Origin of the sequence: Streptomyces sp. NPDC014864 (assembly GCF_043081525.1) — a bacterium.
Taxonomy (GTDB): Bacteria; Actinomycetota; Actinomycetes; order Streptomycetales; family Streptomycetaceae; genus Streptomyces.
On the sequence record NZ_JBIBWT010000006.1, the window covers coordinates 79,005 to 103,750 of the forward strand.

General features: G+C 74.2%; 17 protein-coding genes. 9 read left to right on the plus strand and 8 right to left on the minus strand.

Annotated features, from left to right (window positions below; genetic code table 11):
• Positions 1-56: 56 nt before the first annotated feature.
• Positions 57-593, plus strand: coding sequence for an HNH endonuclease (locus tag ACF1A5_RS12820; RefSeq protein WP_356180599.1), 537 nt, complete (start codon positions 57-59; stop codon positions 591-593).
• A gap of 78 nt (positions 594-671) precedes the next feature.
• Here the strand turns inward: ACF1A5_RS12820 and ACF1A5_RS12825 are convergent, their stop codons facing one another.
• From ACF1A5_RS12825 to ACF1A5_RS12840, 4 genes are all read right to left on the minus strand, one after another.
• The gene (locus ACF1A5_RS12825) at positions 672-2,036 is read right to left on the minus strand and encodes an ABC transporter permease (RefSeq protein WP_392192869.1); all 1,365 of its coding nucleotides are present in this window, start codon (positions 2,034-2,036) and stop codon (positions 672-674) included.
• On the minus strand, positions 2,033-2,722 hold the full coding sequence (locus tag ACF1A5_RS12830; protein ID WP_392192870.1) for an ABC transporter ATP-binding protein: 690 nt from the start codon (positions 2,720-2,722) through the stop codon (positions 2,033-2,035). The genes ACF1A5_RS12825 and ACF1A5_RS12830 overlap by 4 nt, the downstream gene beginning before the upstream one ends.
• Positions 2,719-3,252 carry a PadR family transcriptional regulator gene (locus ACF1A5_RS12835; RefSeq protein ID WP_392192871.1) on the minus strand — a complete coding sequence of 178 codons (534 nt, stop codon included), beginning with the start codon at positions 3,250-3,252 and terminating at the stop codon, positions 2,719-2,721. Before ACF1A5_RS12835 ends, ACF1A5_RS12830 begins: the two co-directional genes overlap by 4 nt.
• Before the next feature lie 143 nt (positions 3,253-3,395).
• The gene (locus ACF1A5_RS12840; RefSeq protein WP_392192872.1) at positions 3,396-6,503 is read right to left on the minus strand and encodes a beta-N-acetylglucosaminidase domain-containing protein; all 3,108 of its coding nucleotides are present in this window, start codon (positions 6,501-6,503) and stop codon (positions 3,396-3,398) included.
• A 229-nt stretch (positions 6,504-6,732) separates the two neighbouring features.
• Here ACF1A5_RS12840 and ACF1A5_RS12845 point away from each other — a divergent pair, with 229 nt between their 5' ends.
• From ACF1A5_RS12845 to ACF1A5_RS12855, 3 genes are all read left to right on the plus strand, one after another.
• Positions 6,733-6,975: a hypothetical protein gene (locus ACF1A5_RS12845; protein WP_392192873.1), complete on the plus strand. Its 243-nt coding sequence runs from the start codon at positions 6,733-6,735 to the stop codon at positions 6,973-6,975.
• Complete coding sequence (gene malQ, locus ACF1A5_RS12850; RefSeq protein ID WP_392192874.1) at positions 6,976-9,282, plus strand: 4-alpha-glucanotransferase; 2,307 nt, start codon at positions 6,976-6,978, stop codon at positions 9,280-9,282.
• Between the two features lie 164 nt (positions 9,283-9,446).
• Positions 9,447-9,707 carry a hypothetical protein gene (locus ACF1A5_RS12855; RefSeq protein ID WP_392192875.1) on the plus strand — a complete coding sequence of 87 codons (261 nt, stop codon included), beginning with the start codon at positions 9,447-9,449 and terminating at the stop codon, positions 9,705-9,707.
• Between the two features lie 181 nt (positions 9,708-9,888).
• Here ACF1A5_RS12855 and ACF1A5_RS12860 read toward each other — a convergent pair whose 3' ends face one another.
• On the minus strand, positions 9,889-10,485 hold the full coding sequence (locus ACF1A5_RS12860) for a TetR family transcriptional regulator (protein ID WP_392192876.1): 597 nt from the start codon (positions 10,483-10,485) through the stop codon (positions 9,889-9,891).
• Positions 10,486-10,650: 165 nt separating this feature from the next.
• Here ACF1A5_RS12860 and ACF1A5_RS12865 point away from each other — a divergent pair, with 165 nt between their 5' ends.
• On the plus strand, positions 10,651-12,156 hold the full coding sequence (locus ACF1A5_RS12865; RefSeq protein ID WP_392192877.1) for an FAD-dependent monooxygenase: 1,506 nt from the start codon (positions 10,651-10,653) through the stop codon (positions 12,154-12,156).
• Positions 12,157-12,560: 404 nt separating this feature from the next.
• On the opposite strand, the gene pepN is transcribed toward ACF1A5_RS12865, so the two are convergent.
• Both pepN and ACF1A5_RS12875 read right to left on the minus strand, forming a co-directional pair.
• On the minus strand, positions 12,561-15,140 hold the full coding sequence (pepN, locus tag ACF1A5_RS12870) for an aminopeptidase N (protein ID WP_392192878.1): 2,580 nt from the start codon (positions 15,138-15,140) through the stop codon (positions 12,561-12,563).
• Between the two features lie 295 nt (positions 15,141-15,435).
• Positions 15,436-16,452, minus strand: a complete 1,017-nt coding sequence (locus ACF1A5_RS12875; protein ID WP_392193120.1) for an aspartate-semialdehyde dehydrogenase — start codon at positions 16,450-16,452, stop codon at positions 15,436-15,438.
• A gap of 356 nt (positions 16,453-16,808) precedes the next feature.
• Between ACF1A5_RS12875 and ACF1A5_RS12880 the strand changes: the two genes are divergently transcribed.
• The gene (locus tag ACF1A5_RS12880; RefSeq protein ID WP_392193121.1) at positions 16,809-17,342 is read left to right on the plus strand and encodes an RNA polymerase sigma factor; all 534 of its coding nucleotides are present in this window, start codon (positions 16,809-16,811) and stop codon (positions 17,340-17,342) included.
• A gap of 1 nt (position 17,343) precedes the next feature.
• Positions 17,344-18,219: a hypothetical protein gene (locus ACF1A5_RS12885; RefSeq protein WP_392192879.1), complete on the plus strand. Its 876-nt coding sequence runs from the start codon at positions 17,344-17,346 to the stop codon at positions 18,217-18,219.
• A 246-nt stretch (positions 18,220-18,465) separates the two neighbouring features.
• Here ACF1A5_RS12885 and ACF1A5_RS12890 read toward each other — a convergent pair whose 3' ends face one another.
• Positions 18,466-21,768 carry a S8 family serine peptidase gene (locus ACF1A5_RS12890; RefSeq protein ID WP_392192880.1) on the minus strand — a complete coding sequence of 1,101 codons (3,303 nt, stop codon included), beginning with the start codon at positions 21,766-21,768 and terminating at the stop codon, positions 18,466-18,468.
• 392 nt (positions 21,769-22,160) lie between these two features.
• On the opposite strand from ACF1A5_RS12890, the gene ACF1A5_RS12895 reads away from it, so the two are divergent.
• Complete coding sequence (locus ACF1A5_RS12895) at positions 22,161-22,613, plus strand: NUDIX hydrolase (protein WP_392192881.1); 453 nt, start codon at positions 22,161-22,163, stop codon at positions 22,611-22,613.
• Between the two features lie 287 nt (positions 22,614-22,900).
• Positions 22,901-24,670 carry a TIGR03767 family metallophosphoesterase gene (locus tag ACF1A5_RS12900; protein ID WP_392192882.1) on the plus strand — a complete coding sequence of 590 codons (1,770 nt, stop codon included), beginning with the start codon at positions 22,901-22,903 and terminating at the stop codon, positions 24,668-24,670.
• The last annotated feature ends 76 nt before the right edge of the window (positions 24,671-24,746 follow it).

Below are 24,746 nucleotides of genomic sequence, written 5' to 3' on the forward strand. Positions count from 1 at the left end.
TGGCTGCAGATCGTCCCGGCGCGAGCCACGCGCCGCCGACGCCCAAGGAGGCATCCGTGCCGCATGTCCTGGTCCTCAACGCGTCGTACGAGCCACTCGGCGTCGTACCGCTCCGCCGCGCGCTGGTCCTCGTCCTCGAGAACAAGGCGGTCTGCCTCGAGGAGTCCGGCGCCTTCCTGCACAGTACGACCGTCACCGTCCCCGCACCCAGCGTGGTCCGGCTCAAGCGATTCGTGCGGGTTCCCTACCGGGGGCCCGTTCCGCTGACCCGGCGGGCGCTCTTCGCGCGCGACGGCGGCCGGTGCATGTACTGCGGTGGCGTCGCAACCAGCGTCGACCACGTCATCCCGCGCTCACGCGGGGGCAAGCACGTCTGGGACAACGTGGTGGCCTCCTGCCGCCGCTGCAACCACGTCAAGGCCGACCGCCACCTCGTCGAACTGGGCTGGCGGCTGCGTCACAAGCCCGCGCCGCCCACCGGTCTGGCCTGGCGCATCATCGGCACCGGCCATAGGGACCCGCGCTGGCTGCCCTACCTGCAGCCGTTCGGCGCGGACGACGCCCTGGCCCGGATCGACGGCATTTCCGCCTGACGATCCGGGCTTTCGTGTGGCCGCGCCCCGGCACGGGGGTGCGCAGGCGCGGGGGTGCGCCCCGGCACGGGGGCGCGCTCAGGCGTAGCGCAGTTCCGCCGGGTGCGTGGAGCGGTGGAGCAGGGGCAGGGAGGCGGCCGCGGCCAGCAGGCAGACGGCGTACACGCCGAGCGGGACGAGCAGTGCCACGTACGGGACCGGCAGCTCGAGGCGTCCCTCGGCCACGACCAGCCCGTACAGGGTGCCCGCCGCCATGCCTCCGGCGCCCGCCACCAGGACGGAGGGGCCCAGCGGCAGCGCGGTCTCCAGCAGCAGGGCCCGCGCGAGCACCGCCCGTGGCACTCCGGCGGCGACCTGCGCGGCCAGGCCCCGGCGCCGGGTGGTCACGGACTCCGCGGTGCCCACGGCGAGCCCGGCCGCGGTGATGACGAGGGCGACGAGGATGGCGGCCGCGGTCAGGTTCAGGCCCGTCGTGTAGAAGGACATTCCGGTCGCGCCCCGGCGGCGGGACGCGTCCACGTCCGCGGCCAGCGCCTGCCGGACGCCCGCGAAGCAGCTCCCGACGACCGTCACCAGCAGTACCGCAGCGTGCGTCCGGGCCGCCGCCCACGGGTCGTCCCGCAGCCGCTCCGCCGCGATCAGTACGGCCGCCGACCCGGTGCGGGCCGCGAGCAGCCCTCCGGTCAGCCGGGAGACGGCGCCCGCCAGGAGCACGGTGCCCGCCCCGACCGCGAGCACCGTCCCGAACACGGCCAGCGGCACGGTCCCGGTCGGCCGGCCGGACTCGCCGAAGGACGTACTGGCGACGGCCACGGGTGCAGCCACGGCCACGACCAGCAGCGCGCCCAGGAACAGCAGCCCCGGCCCCCGGCCCGTCCCGGGCCGCGTCCGGCGTGCCCAGCCGAGCGGCGAGGCCACCACCCGGCGCAGCGCCAGCACCCCGGCGGCCGTGCCCAGCACCGGCACCCCGGCCGCCACCAGCGCGACCCCGGCCCAGGCGAGCCCGGGCGGGCGTTGCCATGCGCCCAGCAGCGCCGTCACCGTGACGGCGGTGGCGAGCGCCGAGCCCAGCAGGCAGGCCAGTCCGTTCTCCAGCGCAGCGATCCGCCGGACCTGGCCCGGCTCCGCGCCGGCCAGCAGCAGCGCCGCCGCCCGCCGGTCGCGGTGCACCGCCCCGATCCGGGCGCACTGGCCGAGGAAGCCGAGCACCGGGACCAGCAGGAGCAGCAGGACGACGATCACCCCGGACCGCTCGCCCGGGTTGTCCAGCAGGCCGTCGCCCACGGACACGCTGAAGTGGCCGCGGAGCGAGGCGAGCACCGCCGCCGCGAGGCCGAGCCCCGTCGCACCCAGGGCCCCCACCGCCGTCAGCGCGATCCGCCACCACTCGTGCCGGTCGGATCCCCGGATCAGCAGCCAGGCCAGCCGCAGGTCGGACCTCACGCGGCCACCCCCAGCGGAACCGTCACGCCGTCCTGCAGCCGCACCTCGCGGTCGGCGTACGCCGCGACCTGGGCGTCGTGCGTGATCAGCAGCACCGCGGTGCCCGACGCGCGGGCCGCCTGCACGAGCGACGTCATCACCTGCTCGCTCGCCAGCGAGTCCAGCGCCCCGGTCGGCTCGTCCGCGAAGACCACCTGCGGACCGGTCACCAGCGCCCGCGCCAGTGCCGCCCGCTGGGCCTCGCCGCCGCTCAGCTCCCCCGGACGCGCGTCCCGCCGGGCCCCGGCGCCGAACCGCTCCAGCCACGTGCCCGCCTCCTCCCGGGCTCGCGCCCGCGCGGTGCCGGCGAGCATCAGCGGCAGCGCCACGTTGTCGAGGGCGGTCAGCTCGGGTATCAGCTGGCCGAACTGGAAGACCACGCCGAAGTCGGTGCGGCGCAGTTCGCCGAGGCGCCGCTCCGGCAGCGTGTCGAGGCGCTCCCCGCGGTACGTCACCGAGCCCCCGTCCGGCCGGACGATCCCGGCCAGGCAGTGCAGCAGGGTGGACTTGCCGCTGCCGCTGGCACCGGTCACGGCGACGATCTCGCCGCCGCTCAGCTCCAGTCCGGCGCCGCGCAGTGCCGGGTTCCGGCCGTGGGCCTTGACGAGGTCTCGGGCCACCAGAAGGGGCACCGGTGAGGTGGTCATGCTCGGTCGACCTCCGTGGTCAGATGGGTGAGGCGGGCCTGCGTGGTGCTCATCCAGCGCAGGTCGGCGTCGAGGTGGTTGAGGGCGTAGTCCGCTGAGAGGACGGTCGCCAGGGCGGCGCCGGGGGCGGTCTTGACCGCCGTCAGCTCCCGCATCCGCGCCATGTGGGCGGCCCGCTGGGCCGCCAGGTGCGCGGCCGGGTCGCCGTCGGTGAGGATCGCGACGACGACTTTGGCGAAGATCTCGTTGGTCACGAACGGCGCGGGAGGCGTGACCTGGGCCGCCCAGGCGGCCACCTCCCGGCCGCCCTCGGCGGTGACGCGGTACAGGGTCCGTTCCGGGCCGCCGTCGGAGTCGGTGCCCTCGACCTCGGCGAGTCCGTCGCGCACCAGGCGTTGCAGGGTCGTGTAGACCTGCCCGTAGGCCAGTGGACGGGCCTCGGGGAAGTGGTCGTCGTGGCGCCGCTTGAGGTCGTAGCCATGGCTCGGCCCTCCGGCGAGCAGCCCCAGCAGGATGTGGCGGGTGCTCATGACGATCATTATGTACTCAAGATATGTACTGAGTGAATAGCTGCGCAGAGAAACCTCCGGGAGATACCTCCAGGGAGCAGCTCCGGGAGAACTCCCGAAGAAGCCCCTCCGGGAGGCCGTCCGAGAGCGGAGGGGCCAAGGCCCTAGTCGGCGGCGACCGCGTACGCCTCCACCGACCACAGCGAGTACCCGAACCGGGTGGCCCGCTTGTCGCCCTGCACGCGTACGTACCGGACGTCCCGCTCGTCCATCCGCAGGACCTCGCGGCCGCCCCGGCCGTCCCGCACGGTCGTGGCGGTGCGCCAGCGGCGGCCGTCGGCGGAGACCTGGACCCGGTACGCGGCGGGGTACGCGTCCTGCCAGCGCAGCGCCACCTGGCCGAGCCGCACCGGGGCGGCCAGCTCCACCTGCCACCACGCGCCGTCGTCGACCGGTGAGGACCAGCGGGTCCCGGGGTCGCCGTCGTTCGCCGCGGACGCCGGGAAGTCGGGGGTCTCGTCGCCGGACGACCTCGCGGTGCCGGTGCGAGCCACGTCGGGGCCCGCGGTGCGCGGGAAGGTGCGGACCGTCAGGGTGCGGGTCACCCCGGCGAAGGAGACCCGGACCTCGTACGGCCGGGACGGCGCGTCCTTCGGCACGGTCACCTCGACGGGTACGGTCACCGTCGTCCCGCGCGTCACCGTCAGCGGCCCGGCCGGGGCGTGGACCGTGATGCCCCTGGGCGCCTCGACCGTCACCCGGCCGGTCGCGTCGGCCGGGCGCAGGGCGGTCAGTTCGGCCGTCACCCGCTGCGTGCCGCCGATCTGCGCGTCCACCTCTTTGCGCGCAGGCTCCAGCCGCACCGCCGGGGAGTCGGCGAACCACGTGACCAGATGGCGCACCCGGGACGGATCGGCCCCGGTCACCCGGACCGCGTCGACGAGCGTGCCGGCCGCCGGCGAAGGCACCACGGCCGGGGGCCGCGTCCAGGCGCCGGACGTCGTGGGCGAGGGCGGCGCGACGGCCGGCGGGCGGGTCCGCGCACCGGTCGCCGGGAGCTGCCCGGCCCCGACTTCCGTCGCCCCGCTCCGCGCCAGCGTCCCGACCCGGCGCCAGCCCTGCCCGGGGACGTGCACCTCGACGTCCCCGCCGGTGCCGGGATCCGCCAGCACCGTCACGGCGGCCAGCGGGCGCGCGTGCGGGAGGCGGACCGTGCGCCCGTCCGCCGCGCCCGGAGCGGCGGACGGCTCGTGCGCCAGGCCCGCCCAGGTCTCGTACGCCGTCCCCGCCCGGTCGAGGAAGGGGTCCAGCACGCCCTTGCCGACGGTCGCCCCGCCGCGCCTCACCTCGGCCCGCAGCCGGCCCAGGGACCGGTACGCCGTCCAGGCCGCCGCCGCGTCACCGGCGCGCTGGGCGCGCAGCATGTCGAGCGCCACCGTCCCGGCCTCGCCGTAGCGCGCCGACTGCGCCGACCACGGGGCGACCTCCGCCGCCAGCCCGGCGTCCGGGGCCAGGCGCCGCGGCATCTCGCGCAGCACCGCGAAGGCGGCGCGCAGCTGCTGCTCGGCGGTGTCGTCGGCGGCCCGGTCCGTGCTCGTCCGGGCCTGCCACAGGGCCGCGATCAGCGGGCGCAGATACGCCGACTCGGTACCGCCGAGCACCGACGAGGCGTCGTTCCCGGCCAGCGCCGACAACGCCTCGGCACGCCGTCCGTCGCCCCCCGCCAGATCGGCGATCGCTGCCCGCCAGGAGGCGTCGGGGCGGTAGTCGCGCGGGTTCCAGGCGTAGTCCGCCGCCGTGAACAGCGGGATGCGGGACGCCTCCGCCTGCTCCATCGCGTTGGCCAGCAGCGCCGCCGAGCCGCCGGCGACGGCCGGTTCGCGGCCCGTGTAGGGGCCGAGGAAGATGCGGTCCTCGGCGTAGTCGTTGACCGGGTAGTTGTCCATGGTCACCAGCGGGTGCCCGAAGGCCTCCCGGGCCCCGGCCAGCTCCTGTCCGGTGATGGTCCGGGGCACTACGCCCACGCCCGTCCACGCGACCTGGACCTCCTGGTCCAGCGCGGTGGCCAGTGCCGTCCGGTAGGGCGTGGCCCCGTCCTCGTAGTACTCGGTCGGCATCAGGGAGAGCTGAGCCGCGCCGGGGTGTCGCTCGGCCAGGTGGCGGGCGACCGCGTTCGCCACCCGCGCCTGCGCCCGCGCCGCCGCCCGAGGCCCGGAGCCGAACCGCCCTGCGTCCGCGCCGCAGTGCCACTCGCTGTAGCTGACGTTCTGGAACTGCAGCTGGAAGGCCCGGAAGCCGAGCGCCCACATCGCGTCCAGCTTCCGCGTCAGCGCCCGCACGTCGGCGTCCGAGGCGAAGCACAGCGACTGTCCGGGGGCCACCGCCCAGGCGAGCGTGACGTGGTTGCGCCGGGCCCGCTCCGCCAGCTCGCGGAATTGCGCGCGCTGCCCGGCCGGATACGGCTCGCGCCAGCGCTCCTGCCGGTACAGGTCGTCGCCTGGGGCGTAGAGGTACCGGTTCTGCTTGGTCCGGCCCATGAAGTCGAGCTGCCCGAGCCGCTGCTCCTGCGTCCAGGGGGTGCCGTAGAAGCCCTCGGCGGTGCCGCGCACGGCGGTGCCGGGCCAGTCGCGGACGGTGACCCGGGGGATCGTCCCGTCCGGGCGCACGAGCTGCCGCAGCGTCTGCACGGCGTGGAAGAGGCCGTCCTCGCCGGCTCCGGTGAGGGTGACGGTCGCCGGGGCGGCGGTGTCTCCCCGGCCGGGGGCGCCGGGGGTGGTGACGCCGGGACCGATGACGGGCCCGCCGGCGGCGGCCTGGCCGGGTGCGGTCTGGTCGGGGACGCCCCGGTCCACGGTGAGGAGGTAGCCGCCGGAGGGCAGGGCGTGGCGCGGGTCGCCGTGCGGGCGCTCGCTTTCCGCCCGCACCACCAGGGCACCCGCCGGAACCGGCTCACCGGCGCCGACCTCCGTGATCGTCCGCGCCCCGGCCCCGCGCAGCAGCGCGCGCAGCGCGTCGAGGGCGTACGGGTCCGCCGCCGCGTCGGCGACCAGCGCGACCTGGTCGGTGACCCTGACTGTGCCGCCGGCCGCCCGCAGGGACTGCGGACGCGGCCACACGGCGACGTCGGAGGAGGACGTGGCGGGCTGCTCCGGGTTCGTGGTCTCCGTGCCGGGCGCCGGCGGAGCCGCGACGGCCGCCGGAGCGGCCCCCAGAGTGCCGGCGACGACAGCGAACGCGAGGGCGGCCGCCCCCTTCCCGCGCCGAAGCTGCACGGACCCCCTCCTCCTCGTCGGCCTTCCCCAAGGCGGTGTCGAAGAGCTTCGAGCCCACCATCCGGGCGCCGGGGTGTCAATGAGAGTGGCCGTTGTGTCGCTTTTGCCCCAGCCTGAAGAAAGTGGAATGTGAGCAGTGGCACGGTCTTCACGTTGTACGTCTGCGATCGCGCGCACTGGGTAGGGCTGCGGTAATCCGCTGATGTCGTTTCGACAAGGAGGCTTACCCGTGGCGCACCTTCTGCTCCCGGCCCCGTCCAAACCCGCCGCGGAGCCGCTCACCGCGGACTCCGCCGCCGACCCCTACCTGCTCGTCTACAGCGCGGAGAGCGCCTCCACCGAGGCCCCCCTGACCAGTGAACCGCCGCTGCCCGACGCCGAGCCGCTGACCAGCGAACCGCCGCTCGCCGAGACCACCCCCCTGACCAGCGAGACCGCCGCCGAACCGGACCCCTGCTGCGCGGAGATGTAGATGACGTCGTTACGGCCGGCCGAACCCCCCGACGCGGATCTGACCCGCCTCGCCGACCTGCACGGCGTCGCGACCTCCTACAGCCCCTCGCCGGACCGCACGGTCGCCGCGTCCGCCGCCGCGGTCGTCGCCGTCCTGGCCGCCCTCGACGTCGACGCGGGCACCCCCGAGGCCGCCCGCGCCGCGCTCACCGCCCGCGAACGGGAACTGGGAGCACGACTGCTGCCCCCCACGGTGGTGTGGTGGGGCGGGGTCGGGGCGAGTGCGGGGGGTGGTGGGGGGCCCGCCGGGGGCGCGCCCGGTGCGCGCGGAGCCGGTGATGCGCCGGGTGCACGCGAGGCCGGCGATGAGCTTGATGCCGAGGTTGCGTTTGGTGCTGATGAGGCCGGCGACGCCGCCATAGCGCCTGAGGCGCCTGAGGCGCCCCGGGCGGGCCGTGAGCCCGGGACCCCGCGCTCGCCCGAGGCCCTCCTCGCCGCGCTGCCCACCGGCACCCGAGTGCGAGTCGAGACCGAGCAGGGCGAGGTCCGCGACCGCGTCGACGGCCTCCCGTACGGAGTGCACCGGCTGACCGTCACCGCGCCGGACGGGCGCACACAGCTGACGCACCTCGTCATCGCCCCGGCCCGGCTGCCCACGCCGTCGGGACGCTCGTACGGCCTGCTCGTCCAGCTCTACTCCCTCCTCTCCCGGCACTCCTGGGGCATGGGCGACCTCGGTGACCTGGCCGAGCTGAGCGCCTGGGCGGGGCGGGCCCTGGGCGCCGGATTCGTGCAGGTCAACCCGCTGCACGCGGCCGTGCCCGGCGCGCCGACCGACCCCTCCCCGTACCGCCCCTCCTCGCGCCGCTTCCCCGACCCCGTGCACCTGCGCGTCGAGAGCATCCCCGAGTTCGCCTACGTCGAGGACCGCGAACGGCTACGGACCCTGCTGGAGCAGGCCGAACGGCTGCGCGCCGGCGTCCTCGACAAGGGCGCCCTGATCGACCGGGACGCGGTGTGGGACCTCAAGCGGCAGGCACTGGAACTGGTCCGCCGGGTCCCGCTCGGCCCCGGCCGCCGCGCCGCCTACGCCGACTTCCTCGCGCGGGAGGGCCAGGCCCTGGAGGACCACGCCACCTGGTGCGCCCTCGCCGAGGTGCACGGCTCCGACTGGCACGGCTGGCCCGAGGGGCTGCGGAACCCGAGGTCCGCGGAGACCGCCCGCGCCCGCGCCGACCTGATGGACCGCGTCGACTTCCACTCCCGCCTCGCCTGGCTCACCGACACCCAGCTCACCGCCGCCCAGAGCACGGCGCGTGAGGCGGGCATGCCGATCGGGATCGTGCACGACCTCGCGGTGGGCGTGCACCCCGAGGGCGCCGACGCCTGGGCCCAGCAGGACCACTTCGCGGCCGGCATGTCGGTCGGCGCCCCGCCGGACGCCTTCAACGCCCGCGGCCAGGACTGGGGCCTGCCCCCCTGGCGCCCCGACCGGCTGGCCGAGTCCGGGCACGCCCCGTTCCGCCGCCTGCTGCGCGCCCTGTTCCGCTACGCCGGAGCGCTGCGCATCGACCACGTCATGGGTCTGTTCCGGCTGTGGTGGGTCCCGCAGGGACGACCGCCCACCGAGGGCACCTACGTCCGCTACGACGCCGAGGCCATGCTGGCCCTCCTGGTGCTGGAGGCCTCACGGGCCGGGGCCGTGGTGATCGGCGAGGACCTCGGCACCGTGGAGCCCGGGGTGCGCGAGACCCTGGACCGGCGCGGGGTGCTCGGCACCTCCGTACTGTGGTTCGAACGGGACTGGGACGGCGACGGCCGCCCCCTGCCCCCGGAGCGGTGGCGCGCCGACTGCCTGGCCACCGCCACCACCCACGACCTGCCGTCCACCGCGGCCCGGCTCACCGGCGAGCACGTCGAACTGCGCCACCGCCTGGGCCTGCTCACCCGGCCGCTGGAGGAGGAGCGCGCGGAGGCGGCGGCGGACACCGGGGAGTGGCTGGCGCTGCTGACGGAGCTGGGGCTGCTGCACGGCACGAGCGGCGGCCGCGGCACACCCTCGGAGGAGGCCGAGATCCAGGCCGTGCACCGCTTCCTGCTGCGCACCCCCGCCCGCATGATCGGCCTCTGGCTCCCGGACACCGTGGGCGACCGCCGCCCGCAGAACCTCCCCGGCACCTGGGACCAGTACCCGAACTGGCGCCTGCCGGTCGCCGACGCCGAGGGCCGCCCGGTGACCCTGGAGGAACTGGCGTCCTCCACCCGGCTGCACGCGCTGACGGACGTACTGCGGGAGGGAGTGCCCGGGGAGCGCCGGGAGGGCTGAAGGACGGCGCGGGCCTGCGCCTCGCCGTCTGACGCATGACGGATGCATGACGATCCCGCGCCCGGCCACATGACGATCCCGCGCCCCGCCGCGCACCGGTGCCGCTCCGGCCCATACGGCACCCCGGGCGCGCGGCCCGTTCCGGCGTTCGCTACTTTTGCACCGTGGACAAGAAGAACGCCCTGCGCGCCGGCGCCCTGGCCGCCGGTACGACGCTGATGATGCTGCTCATGTCGTCCCCCGCGCTCGCGCTGACCCGCGACGACGGCGACGACCCCGGCTCGGGCCTGAGCGTCATCCAGACGCTGGGCCTCTACGTCGTCCTCCCGATCGTGCTGTTCGTGGTCATCGCCGGCCTGGTCATGGTGCTGAGCAAGTCCAGCGACAGGCAGGACACCGGCCGCAGCGCCGACGCCAGGCTCTGAGTCACCGGCGCTGCCGCAACGGCGCGCCGCCGCACACACCCGCCCCGAGGGCGCCGACCCCGACGTACGTGCACGCACCGCCGTACGACGCCGAGGCCGGCGCCCTCGGCGTTTCCACCGGCGCCCGCCCCGGCCTCGGCGGGCCGGCCCCGGGGGCCGGGATCGGCGTGGGCGCCGCGGGTCAGGGACTCGGCGCGGTCAGGTACCGCTGCAGCGTGGGCGCCAGCCAGGCCACGATCTCCGGACCGGACAGCTCCACGGCCGGCCCGAAGCGCAGGACGTAGCGGGTGAGCGCGAGCCCCAGGAGCTGTGAGGCGCACAGCGCGGCCCGCCCGGACACCTGCTCGGGGTCGGGGCACACCTGCTGGGCGACCGGCAGCAACTGCTCCCGGAACACCGACTGCATCCGCTCGGCCCCGGCGGGGTTGGTGACACCGACCCGCAGGATCGCGGTCAGCTCGCCGTTCCCCTCCCACAGCGAGAGGAAGTGCGACACCAGCGCCCGCCCGATCTCGCCGCGCGGCAGCGCGGTCAGGTCGGGCAGCCGCAGATCGAGGGTGACGGCCGCGGCGAAAAGACTCTCCTTGTTGCCGAAGTAGCGCATGACCATCGACGGATCGATGCGCGCGTCCTTGGCGATGGCCCGGATGGTGGCCCGTTCGTACCCGTCGGCGGCGAAGCGCCGGCGCGCCGCGTCGAGGATGGCACCGCGGGTGGCGTCGGAGCGGCGTGCGGGGGAGGGCGGTGGGGGCGGTGGGCCCTGGCTGGCGTCGACCATGTCAACAACCGTAGGCCAACGTAGGTAGGCCAACAAGCGTAGGCGTGCGTCAACAGCTGTTGGCCAACAAGCGTTGACAGGCTTGTTCCGCGACCCCTACTCTTACCAACAAGCGTTGACCAACGTTTGTTGGCCAACGACCGCTGGCAGCCCAGGAGGGCCCACATGACCGGCACCACTGGCACCACGGGAACCACCGACACCAACGCTTCCGCCCCCACCCCAGGCCCCGCCCCCATCGCAGCCCCGGTGATCGTCGTCGGCGCAGGCCCCACCGGCCTCCTTCTCGCCGGCGACCTCGCCACAGCCGGCGTCCCCGTCACCCTCGTCGAGAAGCGGCCGCACCGGATCAGCAACCTCTCGCGCGCCTTCGTCCTGCACGCCCGCGCCCTGGAGCAGCTCGACGCGCGGGGCGTCGCCGACGGCCTGGAGGCCGTGGGCCGTCCCCTCGACCGGCTCCAGCTCTTCGGGCGGCTGGGCGTCGACCTCACCGACCTGCCCTCCCGGTTCCGCCATGTGCTCGTGCTTCCGCAGTACGAGGTGGAGAAGGTGCTGGAGCGGCGCGCGGTCGAGGCCGGCGTGGACTTCCGCTACGAGACCGAGGTGACCGGACTGGCCCAGGACGGCGACGGCGTGACCGTCGAGGTCCGCGGGCCCGGCGGGCGGCCGGAGTCGCTGCGGGGCGTGTACGTCGTCGGCGCCGACGGGATGCGCAGCGAGGTGCGGGAGGCGATCGGGGTGCCGTTCCCGGGGCGGTCGGTGATCCGGTCCGTCGTGCTCGCGGACGTGCGGCTCACCGAGCGGCCCGGCACGCTGCTCACCGTCAGCGCCGTCCGGGATGCCTTCGCCTTCCTGGCGCCCTTCGGGGACGGCTACTACCGCGTCATCGGCTGGCGGCGCGGCCACGAGGTCTCCGACCGTGAGCCCCTGGACCTCGACGAGGTCAGGGAGATCACCCGGCTCGCCCTCGGCCGTGACTACGGGATGCACGACGCCCGCTGGATGTCCCGCTTCCACAGCGACGAGCGGCAGGCGCCCGCCTACCGGGTCGGCCGGGTCTTCCTCGCCGGCGACGCCGCCCACGTCCACACCCCGGCCGGCGGTCAGGGCATGAACACGGGCCTGCAGGACGCGGCCAACCTCGGCTGGAAGCTCGCCCAGGTCGTGTCCGGCCACGCTCCCGAGGCCCTCCTCGACACCTACCAGGCCGAACGCCACCCCGTCGGCCGGTCCGTGCTCCGCAGCAGTGGCGGCATCATCCGCCTCGCCATGGCGCACCGCCCCTGGACCCTCGCCCTGCGGGCCGCGCTCGTCACCGTCCTCGACAGGGTCGGCCCCGCCCGCCGCAGGGCGGCCGGTCGGATCACCGGCATCGGCTATCGCTACGCCGCTCCGCGCGGCTCCCACCCTCTCGTGGGCACCCGTGTCCCGGACGTGGCCCTCGCGGGCGGCGGCCGCCTCTACGAGGCGCTGCGCGGCGGCCGCTTCGTGCTGATCGCCCCCCGCCCCCACGACGTCGGCCCCGACCGCGCCGCCCGGCTCACCGCCGCCCGCTGGGCGAGCGACCGCCGTACGGCCGTGCTGGTGCGCCCCGACGGACACGTGGCCTGGGCCGCCGACAGCGCCGAGCCCGCCGCGATCGAGTCCGCGCTCGCCGCACACGTGGGCTGATCGACCCACCTGGCACAGAGGCCCGGCGCGGCCGAGCCCGCGCACCCTGCGCCTCGGTCCAGCAACCGTCCCGGCAGACACGCCGGTCGGGGCAGCGCCCGGGGCAGTCGTGGGGCCGCTCGCGCTCGCGTGGCGGCGACTGACCACGGGCGGTCCGCTGATCGCGCCGTCGCCCTCCTGACCGAGGGAGCACCACCCGGGCCGTCCGCGTCACCCGGGCCGTCCGCGCCGCCCGGGCCGCCCGCGTCACCCGCGCCGCCCGCGTCAACCACGCCGCCCGCGTCAACCACGCTGGACGGCCGGGCCGCCGGCGGCCACCGCCACCCCGCCCCGGCCCCGCGCCGACGGCGAAGGGGCACCCGGCGGATCGCCGGGTGCCCCTCACGCACGTACATCCGAGGTGGTTACGATCCGGCCGCCGCCGCGTCCGCCGCCTGGGCCTTCAGAGCCCGTTCGACGCCCGCGCGGGACTCCGAGACCAGCCGGCGCAGGGCCGCGCTCGGCTCGGCGGAGGCCAGCCACGCGTCCGTCCGGCGCAGGGTGTCCTCGGACACCTGGATCGCCGGGTACAGGCCGACGGCGATCTGCTGGGCCATCTCGTGGGAGCGCGAGTCCCAGATGCCCTTGACCGCCTCGAAGTAGGTGTCCGTGTACGGCGCCAGCAGTTCGCGCTGGTCGGTCTGGACGAAGCCCCCGATGACGGCCTCCTGCACGGCGTTCGGCAGCTTGTCGGACTCGACGACCGACGCCCACGCCTCCGCCTTGGCCTCCGGGGTCGGCCGGGCGGCCCGGGCAGTGGCCGCGTGCCGCTCGCCGGCGGCCGTCCGGTCACGCTCGTACTCGCTCGCGATCTCCGCCTCGTCGAAGCGGCCCACGGCCGCGAGCCGCTCCACGAACGCCCAGCGCAGCTCCGTGTCGACGACCAGGCCCTCCACCGTCTGCGAGCCGTCCAGCAGGGCGTCCAGCAGATCGAGCTGCTCCGGCGTCCGGGCCGTCCCCGCGAAGGCGCGCGCCCAGGCGAGCTGGTGGTCGCTGCCCGCCTCGGCGGCGCGCAGATGGGCCAGGGTGGCGTCGGTCCAGCGGGTGAGCAGGGTCTCGCGGGCGGCCGGGTCGGCGTACAGGTCGATCGCCAGCTTCACCTGGCGGTGCAGCGACTGCACGACACCGATGTCGGACTCCTTGCCGATGCCGGACAGCACCAGGGACAGGTAGTCGCGGGTGGCGAGCTCGCCGTCGCGGGTCATGTCCCAGGCCGAGGCCCAGCACAGGGCGCGCGGCAGCGAGTCGGCGAAGTCGCCCAGGTGCTCGGTGACGAAGGCGAGCGACCGCTCGTCCAGGCGGACCTTCGCGTACGACAGGTCGTCGTCGTTGAGCAGGACCACGTCCGGGCGGCGCCGGCCGGCCAGCTGCGGTACGGCGGTCAGCTCGCCGTCGACGTCCAGTTCCACGCGCTCGACGCGCACCAGCTTGCCGCTCGCCTCGTCCCGCTCGTAGCAGCCGACGGCGATGCGGTGCGGGCGCAGGGTGGGCTCGCCCTTCGCGCCGGCCGGGAGCGCCGGGGCCTCCTGGCGGACGGCGAAGGAGGTGATGACCCCGTCGGCGTCCGTCTCGATCTCCGGGCGGAGGACGTTGATGCCCGCCGTCTCCAGCCACTTCTTCGACCAGGTCTTCAGGTCCCGGCCGGAGGTCTCCTCCAGGGCGCCCAGCAGGTCGGACAGGCGCGTGTTGCCGAACGCGTGGCGCTTGAAGTACGCCTGCACGCCCCGGAAGAACTCGTCCATGCCGACGTAGGCGACGAGCTGCTTGAGGACGGAGGCGCCCTTGGCGTAGGTGATGCCGTCGAAGTTGACGAGCACGTCGTCCAGGTCGCTGATCTCCGCCATGATCGGGTGGGTGGAGGGCAGCTGGTCCTGACGGTAGGCCCACGTCTTCATCGAGTTCGCGAAGGTGGTCCACGCGTGCGGCCAGCGGGAGTCCGGCGCGTACGCCTGGCAGGCGATCGAGGTGTAGGTGGCGAACGACTCGTTCAGCCACAGGTCGTTCCACCACTCCATGGTGACCAGGTCGCCGAACCACATGTGCGCCAGCTCGTGCAGGATGGTCTCGGCGCGCATCTCGTAGGCCGCGTCGGTCACCTTGGAGCGGAAGACGTACTGGTCGCGGATGGTCACCGCACCGGCGTTCTCCATCGCGCCCGCGTTGAACTCGGGGACGAAGAGCTGGTCGTACTTCCCGAACGGGTAGGCGTAGTCGAACTTCTCCTGGAACCACTCGAAGCCCTGCCGGGTCACCTCGAAGATCGCGTCGGAGTCGAGGTACTCGGCGAGGGAGGGCCGGCAGTAGATGCCGAGCGGCACGCTCTGCCCGTCCTTCTCGTACACGCTGTGCACCGAGTGGTAGGGGCCGACGATCAGGGCCGTGATGTACGTCGAGATGCGCGGCGTCGGCTCGAAGACCCAGACGTTCTCCTGGGGTTCGGGGGTGGGCGAGTTGGACACGACGGTCCAGCCCTCGGGCGCCCGCACGGTGAACTGGAAGGTGGCCTTCAGGTCCGGCTGCTCGAAGGAGGCGAAGACGCGGCGGGCGTCCGGCACCTCGAACTGGGTGTAGAGGTAGGCCTGGTCGTCGACCGGGTCGACGAAACGGTGCAGGCCCTCGCCGGTGTTGGTGTACGCGCAGTCGGCCGCGATCCGCAGGATGTTGCGGCCCTGGAGCAGGCCCGGCAGCGCGATCCGCGAGTCCTTGAAGACCTCGGCGGGGTCGAGCGGGTCACCGTTGAGGGTGATTTCGTGGACGGCCGGGGCCACCAGGTCGATGAAGGACTCGGCGCCGTCCTGGGCGGTGTCGAAGCGGACCGTGGTCACGGACCGGTAGGTGCCGCCCTCCTGTGCTCCGGAGAGGTCGAGATCGATCTCGTACGAGTCAACGGTGAGCAGCTGCGCCCTCTGCTGCGCCTCTTCGCGAGTCAGGTTTGTGCCAGGCACGCGGTCATCTCCTCGTGATGTGTGGGTGTGGTCATCCTTCCACGTCACATCTCCGGCGGGCGCCTCCTGGGCGATCCCCGAGGCCGCGGCGCGGCCGAACGCGTTCGACGGCCCGTCCGTGGCGCTCGTCCACGTCCGGGCCGTCGGGTACGGCTGCCCGCCCTGCGGGGCGGAGGGAGCCAGAGTCTCTCTTTCGGATCAGGCCGGCTCCGCGCGACGGTGCCTTCCGAGGTGTCCGGGCGGCGTCTGGTGCGTGCCGGGCGCCGCGAGCCCGGCAAGATCCGAAAGAGAGGGCCTAGTCGCGCAGCTCCGCCGCCACCAGCTCCGCGATCTGGACGGCGTTCAGGGCCGCACCCTTGCGGAGGTTGTCGTTGGAGAGGAACAGGGCCAGGCCGTTGTCCACGGTCTCGTCGCGGCGGATGCGGCCCACGTACGACGAGTCCTTGCCGGCCGCCTGGAGCGGGGTGGGAATGTCGGAGAGGGCCACGCCCGGGGCGCCGGACAGCAGCTCGGTCGCACGCTCCGGCGACAGCGGCCGGGCGAAACGGGCGTTGACCTGGAGGGAGTGGCCGGAGAAGACGGGGACGCGCACGCAGGTGCCGGAGACCTTCAGCTCGGGGATCTCCAGGATCTTGCGGGACTCGTTGCGGAGCTTCTGCTCCTCGTCGGTCTCGTTCAGGCCGTCGTCGACCAGGTTGCCGGCCAGGGGGACCACGTTGAAGGCGATCGGGCGCTGGTAGACGGCCGGTTCGGGGAAGTCCACCGCCGCGCCGTCGTGGGTGAGCTTGTCGGCGTCGGCGATCACCTTCTGCGCCTGGCCGTGCAGCTCCGCCACGCCCGCGAGGCCCGAACCGGACACCGCCTGGTAGGTGGCGACGACCAGCGCCTGCAGGCCGGCCTCCTCGTGCAGCGGCTTCAGCACCGGCATCGCGGCCATCGTCGTGCAGTTCGGGTTGGCGATGATGCCCTTGGGCCGGTTCACCGCCGCGTGCGGGTTCACTTCGGACACGACCAGCGGCACGTCGGGGTCCCGGCGCCAGGCCGAGGAGTTGTCGATCACCACGGCGCCCTGCGAGGCGACCTTCTCGGCCAGCGCCTTGGAGGTCGCGCCGCCCGCGGAGAACAGCACGATGTCCAGACCGGTGTAGTCCGCCGTCGACGCGTCCTCCACCGTCACGCCGTCGAGGACCGTCCCCGCCGAGCGGGCCGAGGCGAACAGACGCAGCTCGGTGACCGGGAAGTCGCGTTCCGTGAGGATTCTGCGCATGACCGTGCCGACCTGACCGGTGGCTCCGACGATTCCGACCCTCACCATGACTCCCTACGTACGTGTGCTGTGCGTGCGTGTGCGCTCGGCCGAGCCTTTCCATCATGCGGCCGACCCCGACCCACGTGTCCAGTTCTTTGCGCGGCGTGCCCGAGGAGTGGGACGAGCGGCATCGCCCCACGGCTGCGGTCCTTCGGGCCGCACCCGCGTTGAGCTGCAGGAATTCGCCCTGCGGGGCCCGCGGGCCGCAAGCTGTGCTGCCCCGCCCCTGCCCGGTCCGGCCCGGCGCATACGGCGATGTGACGTACGCCTCTGCCCCGTGGCGTGGAGTCCCGGGGCAGTGGACCGAACGTTCCGGGCGGCTGCGGCGTCGTAGAGGGGACACGGTGAGGGGGTGGCTTGTGCTGCGCGGAAGGGCGCGCCGCGGGCGCGGGACGGACCGGGGCGCGGACGATCCGCTGGACGCGGCCCAGGAGCGGCGGGTGCGGGCGGTGCTCGCGCTCGGCGGGGTACCGCAGGCGGACCTGTCGGACGGGGTGCAGCAGGTCCGCCTGCGGCTGTTGGAGCGCGCCGCGAGCGGGCAGGAGGCGCCGCGGGACGTCTCGGCGTGGGCCGCGGTGGTCGCCTCCCGTCTGGCGATGGACTGGCACCGGGCCAAGCGGCGGCAGGAGCGGCTCGGGGAGCGCCTGGCGGCGCTGCGGCCGGCCGAGCACGCCGCGGGCGAGGAGGCCCGGCTGCTCTCCCTCGCCGTCGTCCAGGGCCTGGACGAGCTGCCGGACGCCCAGCGGCAGGTCCTGGTGCTGCGCTTCTACGCCGACCTGCCGGTCCGTTCGATCGCCGAGCAACTCGGCCTTCCCGAGGGCACGGTCAAGAGCAGGCTGCACGCGGCGGTCCGGGCGCTGCGCGACCGGCTGCACGAGAACGAGGTGGTGTGACATGACCGCCGCAGACGGGCGCCACGACGGCGTCGACCCGCTGCTGGCCGCGCTCGCGGACGAGCCGCTGCCGCCCGGGGCCCGCGCGGACCCCGCCTTCATGGCCGCCTACCGGGAGTCCCGTGCGGACCTGGACCTGATCCGCCGACATCTGCACATCGCCGGAGACGCGCTGGCGCAGCCGCCCGAGCCGCCCGAGTCACGGCCCGACCGGGCAGGTGAGGGGTGGCAGGAGGGCCGTCCGGCGGACAGGAGGCAGCGGACCCGTCCGGCCGGCGGGCGCCCGTCGGGGAGCCCCGCCCCGCAGGCCGGGCAGCGGTCCCGGGGGCGGCAGGGCGTACGGGCGTTCGTGCTCGGGGCCGTCGGCGCGGCCGCCGTGGTCGCCGTGGCCGCCGTCGGGTCCGGTGTGCTCGGGCCGGGGTGGCTCGCGGCGCCGGGCGGCGGCAACGACAAGGCGAGCAGTGCGGACAGGGCGAGCGGGGACGAGAAAGCGGGCGGTGACGCAGGGGCGAAGGGTGACGGCGAGGCGGGCGCCGGGCGGGGTCCCGGCCTCTCCTTCGCCGCGCCCGGCTACCTCGCCTGCGCCCGCCTGGTCGTCGAGGGCGACGTCACCGGCGTCCGGCCGATCGCGGACACCGGCAGGGAGCGGGTCACCCTGCGCGTGACCCGCTCCTACAAGCCCGCGAGGGCGAGGGCCGAGGTCACGTTCCCGGTCGACGGCCCCGGCGCCTTCCGCCGCGGCGACCACGTCCTGATCGGCATCCCGGGGCGCGCCGGCTCGCCCGACCTCTGGGCCGTCGGCGAGCGGGACGTCACCCGCGAACGGGCCGCCGTCGAGCGCGCGTTGCCCGAGTCGGCAGCCCTTCCCTGCGACTGAACACCGGCCTGGAGGGCGGCACCGCCCCCGGCCACAGGCCGGGCGGGTCCCGCACCTGGCCGCCCCGGGCACGGCCGGGCGTCGGGTCCGGCGGTGGCATCCGTCCGGCAGGGAAGGGCGCGGTCGCCGCGCCCGCAACCGGCCCCGGGGGGCGGGTCCGGCGCGACGCCCGCGCCCGCGTCGCCCCGGACACGGCCGAGGGCGGGCGTCCGTGCCGGACGCCCGCCCTCCTGTGGGTGTATCGCCCTACTGCGTGACCTTCTCGATCTTCACGTTGCCCAGGCCCGCGACCGTGCCGCGCGCGTCGACCAGCTGCACCCGCCCGAAGAACTCACGTCCCTCGGGGGCCGCGGCCGCGGCCGTGACCTGCCCGGTCACCGTGGCCGAGTCGCCCGTGCCCAGCTTCACCGGCGCCGAGCCGTCCACCGTGACGTTGCCGAGCGCGGAGGAGAAGAACACGTCCCGGTAGTCGTACGCCGTCGAGCCGGACGGTACCGAGTAGCCGACGACCTCGACGGTGTAGGTGCCGGCGGCCGGCTCGGCGATGGACACCGCCTCCTCCGAGTCGCCGTCCGCGGACTGCGCGACCTTCTTGCCGCTCGCGTCGTAGACCGTCAGGTCCAGGTCGGCGGCCGTGTCGCTGACGTTGCCGATGGCGACGTCCAGCGACTGGGCGCCCTCGGGGACGACCACGGTCGTGGTCTGCTTCTCGGCGTTCTTGATGGTGGGCCGGGCCGTCTTGGACGAGCCGAGCGGGCCGCCGACCAGCTTGCCGTCGAGGGGCGCGAACCTGTTGGTGACCTTCCAGGAGGCGGTGGCGGGGGTGCCGACCTTCGCCTCGGGCACGGTCACGGTCTCCGGGTCGAAGACCGCGCCGAGGACGGAGACGTCCAGCTTGTAGGTGTTGTCCAGCAGCGGCGAGGTGCGGCGCGACTCGACCTCGACCTCCCAGACGCCCGGCTGCGGGTCGGCGTAGGAGCGCACGTCGGGCTTGCAGCCGTTGCCGTCGAGGTAGTTGTTGTAGCAGTACGGCGTGGAGGTGTTGTCGACCGGAGTGCCGTACGGGTGGATGGCGATGAACCGGGTCTGGCTCTTGTCCGCCAGCCCGCCGATCGCGACCTCCAGCGACTTCGCGCCCTCGGGCACGGTCAGGAAGTACGACCGCGTGCTGTTGCGCTGCACCGAACCCGACGTGGACCAGGTGTAGGCGACCGGCGACGCGACCACGACGGTGGTGAGGATCTGCTTGTCTACGCCCTCGGTGAACGGGTCGTCGACCTCGAGGATCGCGCTCTTGACGCCCGCGGAACCCGGAGCGGCCTGGACCCGCACGGTCACCGGCTGGTTCAGCGGCAGCTTCACCAGCGGCGAGCCGACGATCCGGAACGTGTCACCGGCGTTGTTCGCGAACTGCAGCGTGTGCCAGACCCCGCGGTCCGGGCCGGAGGTGCGGGTGACGGTGACGTCGTACGTCTTCTTCTCGCCGGCCTTGAGACCGCCCTCGCGGTCGTACAGACCGGTGCCGAAGCCCGGCGTCTTCAGGAACTGGTCCAGCGCGGTGTCGACCGGGGCCTTGACGGTGTAGTCGTGGGCGGTCGCGTCGAAGCGGATCGCGTCCCAGGCGTCGACGACGTCGATGCGGCCCGCGCCCTCCTCGTAGGCCTGAACGCCCTTGATGTGGTGGGCGGTCGAGGTCACCGCCGTGCGCAGATCCGCGGGCTTGAGCTCGATGCCCTTCTGCTTCGCCGCGCTCAGCAGCAGCGCGGAGGCGCCGGTGGCCTGCGGGGACGCCATCGAGGTGCCCTGGAGCATGGAGTAGCCGGCCGGCAGCGAGTAGCCCGCCTCGGCGACCGGGGAACCGGGCAGCCAGGTCTGGGTGGTGTTGATCGCGGCGCCGGGGGCGACGAGGGTCGGCGTGAAGCCGCCGTCCTCACGCGGGCCGCGCGAGGAGAACGGCATCATCGCGTACGGCTTCTTCACCGCCGAGCCGTAGTTGGCGGCCCAGGTCTCCTTGGAGATGCCCGCGCCGACCGAGATCACCTTGTCGGCGAGGCCGGGGTCGCCGATGGTGTTGGCGCCGGGGCCGGAGTTGCCCGCGGAGATCACCAGCTGCACGCCGTAGGTGTCGATGAGCCGCGTGTAGAGCTCGGCGCGCGCGTTGTTTCCGTCGTTGAGCGCGGGCAGGCCGCCGATCGACATGTTGACGATGTCGACGCCGCGGTTGACGACGAGGTCGATCATGCCCTCGGTGAGCGCGACGTTGGTGCAGCCGCCGCTCCAGGTGCAGGCGCGCGAGGAGACGAGCTTCGCGCCGGGTGCGGCGCCGTTCATCTTCCCGCCGAACAGGCCGTTGGCGGCGGTGATGCCGGCGACGTGGGTGCCGTGCTCGGACTCGATGACGCCGATGTTGACGAAGTCGGCCTTCTTGCCGACCCAGGACCCGCCGTAGGGGTCCATCGAGACGTCCTTGCGGATCTGCACCACGAACGGCTGGCGCTCGACGACGTCCGTCTTCGGGTCGTCGGTGCCGAACCAGCCGATCTGGAAGCCGTCCTTGTACGGCTTCATCGGCTCGTCGTCGGTGAAGTCGCTGTTGTTGTTCAGGTCGACGCGGACCGTGCCGGCGGCCGCGTCGTACAGGACGCCCCAGGAGTCGGTGGTGTCGCCGTCGCGGTTCGCGTCGCCCTTGGCGTCGCCGCCCGCGGTGACGGACTCCCTGAAGGTGCTGACCTGGTAGGAACCGGCCGGGGCGGTCCAGGTCTGGTTGCCGTAGGTGAAGCTGGGCCCGGAGACGGAGGTCACCATCGGGCGCCAGGTGGCGTCGCCGTCGACAATGGGGTCCGTCGCCGTCACCCAGTCGACGATCTTCCGCTCGCCGGTGGTGGTCTTCTGCAGCGCCGGGTGGCCGAGGTCCACGCCGGAGTCGAGGATGCCGATGGTCACGCCCCGGCCGTCCGCCTTCGGGTTCTGCCGTACGAAGTCGACGGCGCCGGTCTCGAAGGAGGGGTTGTACGGGTTCGCGGCCGGGGTGTCCTTGCCGGGCCCGGAGTAGGTGGCCGCCGCGGTGCCCTGGGCCCCCTTGGCGGTTTCGGCGCTCGGCGGCGGGTCGTCGAGCGCGATCTCCTGCCGCAGGTCGATGGCGTGCACGGAGGACAGCTTCTCGGCGGCGGCGATGGCCGCGTCCGCCTCGGCCGTGGGCACGGTGGCGCGGACGTAGCCGAGCTTGTCGTAGGCGCGGCCGACGGAGCCGCCGTCGACCGCCTCGAGCTGCCGGGCGACCTGCTCGGTCTGCCCGGGCGCCGTCGCGACCATCATGGTGACGTTCTTGGCGCCGTCGGCCTTGGCCTCGGCGAGCAGGTCGGCGTCGTCCGAACCGAGCTTGGCGCTCGCCGACTTGACGGCCGGGTCGGCCGGGGAGGGACTGTCCTGGGCGGTGGCCAGGGGTACGGGCCCGGCCGCGGAGAGCGCGGCCACCACGCCTGCGGCCACGGCGATGCGGGCCAGGCGTCTGGCGCCCGTGAGCGGAGCGCGCTGGGGATCGGAGGTCATCGGCATCCCTTGGAGGTAAAGGAACCAGGCGAGCGGCGATCGAGTCGATCGCCCCAGTCCGGAATTCGGAGCCGGACGATCGCTCAGCTTTACCCAAGGGAAAGTTGTTTGGGGAGAGTTGACTCTGGCGGGATGGACTCATGGCGTACTTCCGCCATGCGCCACAGGGGAGATAGCCGTGCAAAGGGTGACGTGTCTCCCGATGGTGCCCCGTTCGACCGGGGCCTCCGGCCGGGCGCGGTCGCCGGCGGCCGGATGCAGCCGCGGGCGGCAACCCCGGCTTCGTCCGGGTGCTGTCGCCGCGCGCACCGCGGACCCGGCGGGACGTGGCCTGTCCGGCGGATCGTCCGCGTCCGCCGCACGGTCCGCCGGACAGGCCGTAATGTCGCGGTGTGCGACAGAAGTTGAGGGTGGCGGCCTACGCCGTGTGCGTCCGTGGCGGGCACCTCCTGCTGGCCCGCGGCCGGGACGACGACGGCGTACCGGAGTGGACCCTGCCGGGCGGCGGGGCGGAACACGGCGAGGACCCCCACGACACCGTGCTGCGGGAGGTGGGGGAGGAGACCGGCTACCGCATCGAGATCGCCGGCCTGCTCGGCGTGGACTCCCTCCGCCGCCGCGTCCCGCGCCGTCTCGGCCGCACCGTCGACCGCCACGCCGTACGGCTCCTGTACGAGGGCCGGATCACCGGCGGCGAACTGCGCCACGAGGTCGGCGGCACGACCGACATGGCGGCCTGGCACCCGCTGGACCAGGTGCCCGCCCTGCACCGGATCGCCCTGGTCGACACCGCGCTCGTGCTGTGGCGCGAGCGGCCGCCCGCGGGACGCGCGCCACGCCCCTAGGTCGTGGTGTCGAACTCCCGCCTGCCGTGCGAGTTTGACGACAGGACCCGGCAGCTCTCCGGTACCCCGGAAGATGAACACCGCGTGACCGGTTCCGGGCCGCCCGGAGAGCGCTCGCGGACGCGCGTGGTGGGCCGAGATCCACGTACCGTGATCGGCGCCGCGCGTTGCCGTCACGTTCACGCACAGGCCACTCCCGGTGCGAAGCATCGAATGCGAGCGGGAAGTTCGCGGCAGCGAGCGCCCGTGACCACTGCCGACGCGTTCGCACCCGGGGAGACCGCGCCATGTCGCGCACACGCTCTGTCACCGCCTCCGTGCCGGGGGTCCACCGGCGCTCCGTCCTCGCCGCCGCGGGAGCGGTGTCCCTCTCCGCGGGCGTCGCGCACGCCCTGCGGGCCACCGACAGCCAGGCCGCCACCGGCCACCGCGCCGGCGCCGAGGGCTCCGGCCAGGCGCCGGTGGCGTCCTCGCGCAAGGCCCCGGCGGCGCCTCTCGCGCCGTACACCAAGGGCACCACCGTCGCGGGCGTCGCCGCCCCCCGCACCGCGTCCGGCTACCGCCGGCTCGGGGACGGACCCGGATGGCAGCGCGTGGTGCGCCGCGAGCTGGCCGCGCCCAAGTCGGGCCGCGCCGCCCGGCGCACGGCGCTCGCCGCGTTCGTGCAGTTCACCGACCTGCACCTGATGGACGTCCAGCACCCGCTGCGCCTGGAGTACCTGCGCTCCGCCGACCCGCACGCCTGGCGTCCGCACGAGGCGCTCACCGTGCCGGGCGCCGTCTCACTGGTCGAGCGGGTCAACGCGCTGCGGGGCGCCCCCGTCACCGGCTCCCCGCTGCACTTCGTGATGACCACCGGCGACAACACCGACAACAACGCCCACTGTGAGCTGGAGTGGTTCATGAAGATCATGAGCGGTGGGCGCATCACGCCCAACTCCGGCGACCCGCGCCACTACGAGGGCGTCCAGAACAGCGGACTGAAGCTGTACTGGCAGCCCGACTCGGACACCCGTGACGCCGACAAGCAGCTCGGCTTCCCGCACCTGCCCGGCTTCCTGGCCGCCGCGGTCCGCGAGGTCCGCAGCCCCGGCCTCAACCTGCCCTGGTACTCCACGGTCGGCAACCACGACGCCCTGCCGCTCGGCTGCTACGCGCACGGCGACTCCTACCTCACCGAGTACGCCATCGGCGGCCGGAAGCTCATGAACCTGCCGCCGGCTCAGGCGAAGAAGCTCCAGGACGCCGTCAAGAACGGCACGGACCCCAGGGGCGTGGACTTCCGCGACCTGCTCAAGTCCCACAGTCGCGACATGCGCGCGGTCACCCCGGACGAGAAGCGGGCCCCGTACACCCCCGCCGACTACCTCAAGGCCCACCTGGACCCCGCCCACGCGGGTCTCGGCCCGGCCGGCCACGGCTACTCCTCCGCCAACCTCGACGCGGGCACCCAGTACTACAGCTTCCGCATCGCCGACGACGTCGTCGGCATCAGCCTCGACACCACCGACCCGGGCGGCCATTACGAAGGGTCCGTCGGGACGGCCCAGTTGAAGTGGCTGGACCGCACACTGGGCGAGAACAAGGACGCGTACGTGGTCGTCTTCAGCCACCACACCAGCAAGACGATGACGAACACCCGCCCCGACCCGGCCCGTCCGGGCGAGCGCCGGCACAACGGAGCCGAGGTGGTCGCCCTGCTGGCCGGCCACAGCAACGTGCTGGCCTGGGTGAACGGCCACATCCACCGGAACGTCGTCACCCCGCACTCCGCGTCCGGCGGACACTCCTTCTGGGAGATCTCCACCGCCTCGCACGTCGACCATCCGCAACTCGCCCGTGTCGTGGAGCTGGTGGACAACAAGGACGGCACCCTGTCGCTGTTCACCACGCTGGTGGAGTCCGCGGCCCCGCACCGCACGGACTTCGCCGACCTCAGCCAGACCGGACTGGCCGCCCTGTACCGCGAGCTGGCCTTCAACGCGCCGGGCGCCAACAAGGCGCTGGCGGGCGATCCGGAGGACCGCAACACGGAACTGGTGCTGAAGAAGGGCTGAGCGGCGGTGGGGCGGGAGCCCCTGCGCACGAGGAGGGGCCCCGTTCGGGCGGTGGCCCCTCCCCTCCCCCCCTGGC